The sequence below is a fragment of the Methylobacterium sp. CCH5-D2 genome (assembly GCF_001556475.1).
GTDB lineage: Bacteria > Pseudomonadota > Alphaproteobacteria > Rhizobiales > Beijerinckiaceae > Methylobacterium > Methylobacterium hispanicum.
Window position 1 is genome coordinate 1 of record NZ_LSIX01000567.1, and the last position, 7,327, is coordinate 7,327.

The 7,327-nt window shown below is 74.6% G+C and carries 8 protein-coding genes; 2 read left to right on the plus strand and 6 right to left on the minus strand.

The features are described 5' to 3' along the window. Window positions 1-40 precede the first annotated feature (40 nt). Together AX737_RS32090 and AX737_RS33230 are read left to right on the plus strand one after the other, a co-directional pair. A complete protein-coding gene (locus AX737_RS32090; protein WP_012752974.1) occupies window positions 41-1,375 on the plus strand; it encodes a metallophosphoesterase in 1,335 nt (444 codons plus the stop codon). 103 nt (window positions 1,376-1,478) lie between these two features. Beyond that, the gene (locus AX737_RS33230; protein ID WP_156453720.1) at window positions 1,479-2,858 is read left to right on the plus strand and encodes a hypothetical protein; all 1,380 of its coding nucleotides are present in this window, start codon (window positions 1,479-1,481) and stop codon (window positions 2,856-2,858) included. 163 nt (window positions 2,859-3,021) lie between these two features. Here AX737_RS33230 and AX737_RS14455 read toward each other — a convergent pair whose 3' ends face one another. The 6 genes from AX737_RS14455 to AX737_RS14480 form a co-directional block, all read right to left on the minus strand. Next, entirely contained in the window at window positions 3,022-3,423 is a 402-nt protein-coding gene (locus AX737_RS14455; RefSeq protein ID WP_009865682.1) for a metalloregulator ArsR/SmtB family transcription factor, read from the minus strand. A gap of 119 nt (window positions 3,424-3,542) precedes the next feature. Continuing rightward, window positions 3,543-4,283, minus strand: a complete 741-nt coding sequence (locus AX737_RS14460; protein WP_012752972.1) for a cytochrome c biogenesis protein CcdA — start codon at window positions 4,281-4,283, stop codon at window positions 3,543-3,545. Next, on the minus strand, window positions 4,276-4,983 hold the full coding sequence (locus AX737_RS14465; RefSeq protein WP_012752971.1) for an ABC transporter ATP-binding protein: 708 nt from the start codon (window positions 4,981-4,983) through the stop codon (window positions 4,276-4,278). Before AX737_RS14465 ends, AX737_RS14460 begins: the two co-directional genes overlap by 8 nt. After that, entirely contained in the window at window positions 4,976-6,139 is a 1,164-nt protein-coding gene (locus AX737_RS14470) for an ABC transporter permease (protein ID WP_012752970.1), read from the minus strand. The genes AX737_RS14465 and AX737_RS14470 overlap by 8 nt, the downstream gene beginning before the upstream one ends. Before the next feature lie 43 nt (window positions 6,140-6,182). Next, window positions 6,183-6,647 (minus strand): hypothetical protein, encoded by a 465-nt coding sequence (locus tag AX737_RS14475; protein ID WP_012752969.1) that lies wholly within the window; start codon window positions 6,645-6,647, stop codon window positions 6,183-6,185. Then, on the minus strand, window positions 6,644-7,201 hold the full coding sequence (locus tag AX737_RS14480; protein WP_009863353.1) for a TlpA disulfide reductase family protein: 558 nt from the start codon (window positions 7,199-7,201) through the stop codon (window positions 6,644-6,646). Before AX737_RS14480 ends, AX737_RS14475 begins: the two co-directional genes overlap by 4 nt. Window positions 7,202-7,327: the final 126 nt, after the last annotated feature.

The following is a 7,327-nucleotide window of genomic DNA, read 5'->3' on the forward strand; positions in this document are numbered from 1 at the left end:
CGCCGGAGGCGCACCCTCCCCTCGCCTGGAGCCGCCGCCCATGACGGAGTCCCCGACTTGCCCCGCCGGACAGGGGCACGCCGCCCCTGCCGGCGCCCGCCGCGCCACCGGCCCGGACGTCCGGGCGCGGCAAGGCCCGGCCATCCTCCGCCTCTGGCGCGTGGTGCCCGCGACCGGGCTCCGGCCGGCCACGGCCGAGGCGCTGCTGGCCACGCTCCGGACCTGCGCGCCGCCCACCCGCCATCGCTCCTGGGGCGAGGCCCTCGACGGCGACGCCGCCGCCCTGACCCGCGTCGCGGTCACGGTCCTGCGGGTCTGCGGCCCGGAGAGCCGCCTGACGGACCTCGTCGCGAGCGCGCTCCTCGCGCAGGCGCTGCGGGGCGAGCCGGCCGCCGCGGCGCTGCTCGCGCACGCCCTGCGCCGGCTCGGCGAGCGTCGCCCGGGCGAGCCCCACCTCGCCCGGCTCGCCGCGTCCTGGGACGCCTGGGCGCCCCCGCCCGGGGACCGAGCACCGGGGGCCGCCGCGGGCGCTCCCGCCCGCGCCGCGCCGGAAGGGCGCGGCGACCGGTCCCGTCCCCCCGCCGGAAAGGAACGCGGCTTGCGCCTCTGGATCCTGTCTGACCTGCACCGCGACGTCGGCCTGCCCTGGACGCCCGCCGAGATCCCGGACGCCGACGTGGCGGTCGTGGCCGGCGACGTTCGGGAGGGCCTGGTCGAGAGCGTCACCTGGCTCGCGCACGTCATCCGCCCGCACATGCCGGTGGTGTGCGTGGCCGGGAACCATGAATTCTATCGGCGGACCTTCGTCGAGGAGCTCGCGCGCGGGCGGGCGGTCGCCGCGAACCTCGGCGTGCACCTGCTGGAGGACGACACCGTCGTGATCGGCGGCGTCCCCTTCTCGGGATGCACGCTCTGGACCGACTACGACCTCGACGGCCCCGACCTGCGCGCCGCCTCCATGGAGGATGCCCGCCGGGGCATGAACGACCATCGGCTGATCAGCTTCCAGACCAAGCCCCGGTGGATGCGCTTCCGGCCGGAGGAGGCGCTCGCCGTCCACCGGGTCTCGCGGGCCTACCTGGAGGGCGCACTGGCCGCTCCCGCGGCCGCGCCGCGTCGGCCGCACGTCGTGGTGACCCACCACGCGCCGAGCGCCCGCTCCGTCGCGCCCGCCTTCCGAGGCAAGCCCCTCAACCCGGCTTTCGCCTCGCGGCTCGACGCCTTCGTCGAGCAAGCCGGCCCGACCCTCTGGGTGCACGGCCACACCCACGCGTCGATGGACTACCGGCTCGGCGAGACGCGGGTGCTCTGCAATCCGAAGGGCTACGGCGGCGAGAATCCCGCCTTCGACCCGGCCCTGGTCGTGGAGGTCTGACGCCGCCAAGCCCGCGGATCGACGGCGGTTCCGCATGCCCCGCGTCCGGCGGGCGCGCCGCCCTGCCCCCGCGCGTCCTTCACCCCCTTTCCCCGGGAGCCCGATGACGAAGATCCCGCCCAACCTCGCGCGCCCGGTCGTCCCGAGGCGGCTTCCGCGCGGCCTGTGCGCGGGACCTGTCCCGGAGGGGCGCGACGCTGCCTCGCCGCGCCGGCTCGCGGCCGATGCGGCGGCCGCGTCGGCGCTCGGCACGGTCGGCACGGCGCGGGCCTCGAACCCCGAGGCCCCGGAATTCCCGCGGCCGGCGCCGGTTCTGCCGCCCCCGGACGGCGTCGCGATCCAGGCGTTGCGCCGACGCGGCGGCTTGGTCCGCCGGTCGCGCCCGGCTGCCGAGGCCGTGCCGCGCGTGCGGGAGCGCGGCCGGGGGTCGCTCGGGACGAGCCCGCTGACGGCGCCGCCCCCTGCGCCCGCGCTGGAAACGCCCCCGCGGGGCCGGCCGGGCCCGCTCCCCGCGCGCCCGCCGTTGCCGGTGGGCCCCGGGCACGCCGGTCGGGCGCCGGAGACCGCGCGCGGGCCCGGCGGCGGCGGGACGCCCGCGGGGATGCGCCTGTGGATCCTCTCGGACCTGCGGGTCGATCGGGCGCCCTACGAGCTTCCGCACCCTCTGCCGGAGTTCGACGCGCTGCTCGTCGCCGGCGACGTCAGCACCGGCATCGAGGCCGCGTTGGCTTGGCTCGCCCGGGCGCTGGACGGGCGCCAGGGAAGCCGGCCCGTGGTGATGGTGCCGGGCAACGCGGAGTACTGGTCCGACGTCCCCATGGTCGAGGCGCTCGCCCGGGGCCGCGCCCTGGCGCGGGAGCTCGGTCTCCATCTCCTCTCGGACGCCTGCGTACGCCTCGACGACGGCCACGGCCGCGGCGTGCACGTGGTCGGCGCAACCTTGTGGACGGACTGGGCCCTGCATGGGCCGGCCCGCGCCCGCCTCGCGCGAGGGTATGCCCGGCATCACTGGCCGGATGCCCGCCGCATCCGCCTGCGCGCCGGCCGTGACTGGTCGCCACCGGACGCCGCCGGGGCCCACGCCCGCTCGCGCGCCTACCTGGAGGACGCGCTCGGCTCCATCGCCTACCAGGAGGTCGGCTTCCGGGCGACCGCGACGTCCGTCGTCACCGGCGTCGCGCGCGGGGACCGCGCCGTGGTGTTGACCCACCATGCCCCGTCGCGCCGCTCCCTGGCCGCGGATTGGCCCGGCTGGCTCGGCGACGAGTGGGTCGCCGCCGCCCTCGTCTCCGACCTCGAACCGCTGATGAGCGGCTGGGGCGCCCCGAGCCTCTGGGTCCACGGTCACGTCCCGAGCCGCGCCGACTACAGGCTGGGCCGGACCCGCGTCGTGGCGAACCCCACACCGGGGCGGTACCGGGGCCCATCAGCACGGCCTGACGGCCGCGGTTGCCATGCGGGCCCCACCCGAGCTCCCACGTGAGCCCGGCTCCCCTACACCGGTTCCGGCGCCATCGGCCGACAGGATCCGGCGTGGTCACCCGATGACGGGACGGGCGCCCGCCCGGGCCGGAACCGCGGCGCCCGGGTTCCGGGTTGCGGCCCGGGACCCGCCACGTGGGCCCATGCCCGGTCGGTGGCTACGGCTAGCAAGAGCCGCCGCCGCACCCGATCTCCGTGCAGGCCACCACGCCCCGGGCGGTGTCGGCCACGAGCTCCTCGGTGAGGCGTAGCAGGCTCTCGACGCGCGGGTCGCTGAGGCGGTAGCGCACGAAGCGCCCCTCCTGCTCGCGCAGGACCAGCCCGCAATCGTACAGGCAGCCCAGGTGGTTCGAGACGTTCGACTGCGTCAGCCCCGTGGCCTGCACGATCTCCGACACGCTCAGCGCCCCGGGGCGCAGCGCCTCCAGGATGACGAGGCGCGAGGGATCGGACAGGCCGCGGCAGAGCTTGGCCATGTGTTCGGCCTTCCGGCGCAGGGCCGCCGGCGCAGCGCTGCGCTGGGGTCGAGCACGCCGCCCGGGCAGGAGGGTCTGGTCTTCAGCCATGCTTGGACATCGTCATTCGCTGATATGTGGCGCGACGCCTCTCGATCCCCAGCCCGGCCAGCCCGTGCGGCGCGTCGATGCCGGGTCTCCACCATGTGGAGCCGCACAAGCGCGCCTCGTCAGCCGATCCGGCCGAGGGCTGGCCAGGTTTCCAGCAGCCAGGAGCCGATCTCGGTCAGGCGGCCCGTCATCATGGCGAGCCCCATGCCGATCATCACCCCTCCGGCCGCGAGATTGAGGAGCCGCCCGAACCGGCCGAGGCCCCGCCCGAGGCCGAGCAGCCGGTCGGTGAACAGCGTGGCCAGCAGGAACGGCAGCCCGAGCCCGAGCGAGTAGGCGGCGAGCAACACCAGGCCGCCCGCGCCGGCGGTGACGGTGGTCACGGCGAGGATCGACCCGAGCACGGGTCCGATGCAGGGTGTCCAGCCGAAGGCGAAGGCCAGGCCGAGGAGGTAGGCCCCGCCGGGCCCGCCGCCGGCAAGCGCCCCGTGGTAGCGCAGGTCGCGTTGCAGGGCCGGGAGCCGCAGGACGCCCGTCGTCACCAGGCCGAAGAGGAGGATGACGGCGCCGCCGATGATGCCGGCCTCAGACCGGTAGGACAGGACGAGCCGGCCCAGCGCCGTGGCGCCGGCGCCCAGAAGGACGAACACGGTCGAGAAGCCGAGCACGAAACACAGCCCGAGGGGGAGCGCGCGGACGGCCGGACCGGCTCGCGCGCCGCTCCTGGCTTGGCCGGCGAGTGACCGGCCAGCCACGAAGGAAACGTAACCCGGCACCAGCGGCAGCACGCACGGGGACAGGAACGAGACCGCGCCGCCGGCAAAAGCGGTCAGCAGACCCGCCGTCGAGACCTCAGGCACCGGCGCGCTCCACGGCCGCGTCCGACGCGATCCGGCCGTCGCGGACGTTGACGAGCCGCTGCGCCCTCGCGGCCACGGCCGGGCTGTGGGTCACCATGACGAGGGTCCGTCCGTGGCGGTGAAGCGCGGCCAGCCGGTCGAGGACGTCCGCCTCGGCGGTCGAGTCCAGGTTCCCGGTCGGTTCGTCGAGAAGCAGGAGATCCGGGTCGTTGGCGAGCGCCCGGGCCAGGGCGACGCGTTGTTGCTGGCCCCCGGAGAGCTGGCCCGGCAGATGGCCGGCCCGGTCGGCGAGCCCCACTTGGTCCAGGAGGTCGAGCCCCTTGCCGCGTGCCCGGGACGCGGGCCAGCCGCCGAACCAGAGGGCGGTCTGAACGTTTTCGAGCGCGGTCAGGTGCGGCAGCAGATTGAAGAACTGGAACACGAAGCCGATCTTGCGCGCTCTCACCGCGGCGAGGCGGCGTGCGCTCAGGCGGGACAACTCCTCCCCATCGAGATGGACCTTCCCGCTCGTCGAGCGGTCGAGGCCGCCCATCAGGTGCAGCAGCGTGCTCTTGCCATGGCCGGAGGGCCCGACGACCGCGACCCAACTGCGCCGCTTGATCGCGAGCGACGCCTCGTCCAGGGCCACCGCCGCCGCCTCGCCGCGGCCGTAGACCCGGGAGACCTTCTCCAAGCGGACCAGCGCATCTGCCTCAGACATGTCGGATCGCATCCATCGGTGTGAGCCGCGCCGCGCGCCAAGCCGGATAGAACCCGGCGAGCAGCGCCAAGGCGACGGAGAACGCCAGCACGCCCGCCATCGTCCCGGGGTCGAGCGCCGGCGTGGGCGATTGGCGCAGGGCCGCCGTGAAGGGATTGTCGGCAAGGGACGGCCCGATCCGGTAGGCCGCCAGCACGCCGAGGCCGAGGCCGATCAGCCCTCCGAGCCCGCCGTAGAGACCGGATTCCAGGAGGAAGCCGATGAACAGCGTGCGCCGGGTTCCCCCGATGGCCTGCAGGATGCCGATCTCGCGCCGCCGCTCGTAGACGGCCGTCATGAGCGTGTTGGCGATGCCGAAGGCGGCGGCCACCACGCCGACGATGGCGACCGCCTGCATCGCCGCGCCGACGGTGCCGACGATGGAGAGGACCGAGCTCACGAGCTGCTTGTCCGACACCACGGCGACGTTGGCCGCCTCCTGGATGCGCAGGCTGATCTCGTCCGCCCGCTCCAGGTCGTCGACCTGCACGGCGACGAAGGAGACCTTGCCCTCGGTCTCGTAGATGCGCTGGACGACGGCGAGCGGCGCGAAGGCGGCGACGTCGTCCTTGGTTCCGGTCGTGTCCAGGACGCCGACGACCGGGAGCGGGCGGCCGCGGACGGTGAAGGTCTCCCCCGGCCGCAGCCCGAACTGCTGGGCGATGGCCGCGCCGATGACCACGCCTGCCTCGTCGGGTCCCTGGAAGTAGCGTCCCTGGCCCACGCGCCAGCCTTGGAGCGCCCGCATCGCCGTCGGCTGGATGCCGATCAGCGGCACCGGGCGGTTCCGGAAGGCCGTGCGCTGGTTCAGGTAGGGCACGGCCGTCCGCACCCCCGGCACCGCCGCGATCTTGGCGAGTTCCGTCATCGCGATGGCTTCCGGCAACTGCTCGCCGGTGAGAACCGAGATCTGCTCGTAGGCGCACCAGCCCTTCGGGGTGACGACGAGGTTCGCCCCCAGCCCCTGCGCCTGGCGCCGGATCTCCTGGGTCAGGCCCTGGCCGAGCGTGAGAAGGGCCACGAAAGCCGCGATGCCGACGGCCACGCCCGCCAGCGTGAACGCGAAGCGGCCGGGCCGGCGGACGAGATTGCGCCAGACAAGGGTTCCGAGATTCACGCTGCGTCTCCCGCCGAGCCTGCCGTCGTGCCGCCAGGGCGCGTCATTGGAACTGACCGTGGTTCTTCAGGCCGGTCACCCGGAAATACGGGTGCCGGTCGCCCTGGACGAGCTCGCCTTCCAGGTCGACCTCGTCCCAGCGCGCAACCGGCATCGCGGTCTCCGCGCTGACCGGCAGGTAGAACTTCGCGCAGTTCGTCGATTTGCAGATCTTGGCCTCGCGGGCATCCACAACCACGAACTTGCGGGGGCTGGTGCCCTCGGCTCTGGCGACGACCGCGCGCAGCGTGATGCCGCCCTTATAGTTGAAGGGATCCGCGGCGATGTCATCGACCTGGAGCGCGCCGGGCGGGAGCGGCCGGGGCGTGCCGCCCAGCCCAGCGAGGACGTTTCCGGTCGCGCCCCGGGTGTTGGCCCAGAGGGCTCCTCCCAGGACGGCGATGCCGACGGCCGTGAGCGTCGCGAGCGCGAGCCGGGACGTGCGCGAGGGGGGTGTTGCCGCGTTCATGAGGTCCTTCCTCTCTGTTGGGCGATGGCATTTCTCAGGATGGCCTCGATCCGCGGCCCGTCCCATTCCGCCGGCCCGACGAAGCGGCCGATCTCATGGCCGTCCCGGTCGAACAGGAGGGTGGTCGGCAGCCCCGCGGCCCCGACCTGCGGCAGGACGGCTCCCGCGCTGTCGAGGAACACCGACAGGTGCCGCACGCCGGCGGTTTCGTAGAACCGGCGCACGACCGCGGCGCCGCCCCGGTCCACGGACAGGGCGACGACCTGGAAGTCCGGCCCGCCGAGCTTGGCTTGCAGACGGTCCAGCGCCGGCATCTCGTGGCGGCAGGGCAGGCACCAAGTCGCCCAGAGATTGACGAGAACGACCTGGCCGCGGAAATCCGCCAGGCGAGCCGGATGTCCCTCGCCGTCCACGAACGCCAGCAAGGCGGGGGAACCGGGGCCGGCGACCTTCGACCAGAGCGCCCCGCCGGCGAGGAGCAGGACAGCGGGGACCAGCCACGCCAGGCGCCGGGTTGCCGGCCGCTTCAGGCTCTCCATGCGGGTCTGGCTCATGCCCGCGCCTCGGTCGCGCGCGGCACGGCTGGGTCTTGGTCAAGCCGAAGTGGCGGGCATCCGGGCTTGTCGGGACCGCCCCCGCCGGGCCGCGCGCCGGACCTCGGACGTAAGAGGCGGGCCGAG

Excerpts from the sequence above, each read along its gene's own strand:
- AX737_RS32090 (WP_012752974.1), top strand. The coding sequence starts at position 41 with ATGACGGAGTCCCCGACTTGCCCCGCCGGACAGGGGCACGCCGCCCCT.
- AX737_RS33230 (WP_156453720.1), top strand. The coding sequence starts at position 1,479 with ATGACGAAGATCCCGCCCAACCTCGCGCGCCCGGTCGTCCCGAGGCGG.
- AX737_RS14455 (WP_009865682.1), bottom strand. The coding sequence starts at position 3,423 with ATGGCTGAAGACCAGACCCTCCTGCCCGGGCGGCGTGCTCGACCCCAG.
- AX737_RS14465 (WP_012752971.1), bottom strand. The coding sequence starts at position 4,983 with ATGTCTGAGGCAGATGCGCTGGTCCGCTTGGAGAAGGTCTCCCGGGTC.
- AX737_RS14475 (WP_012752969.1), bottom strand. The coding sequence starts at position 6,647 with ATGAACGCGGCAACACCCCCCTCGCGCACGTCCCGGCTCGCGCTCGCG.
- AX737_RS14480 (WP_009863353.1), bottom strand. The coding sequence starts at position 7,201 with ATGAGCCAGACCCGCATGGAGAGCCTGAAGCGGCCGGCAACCCGGCGC.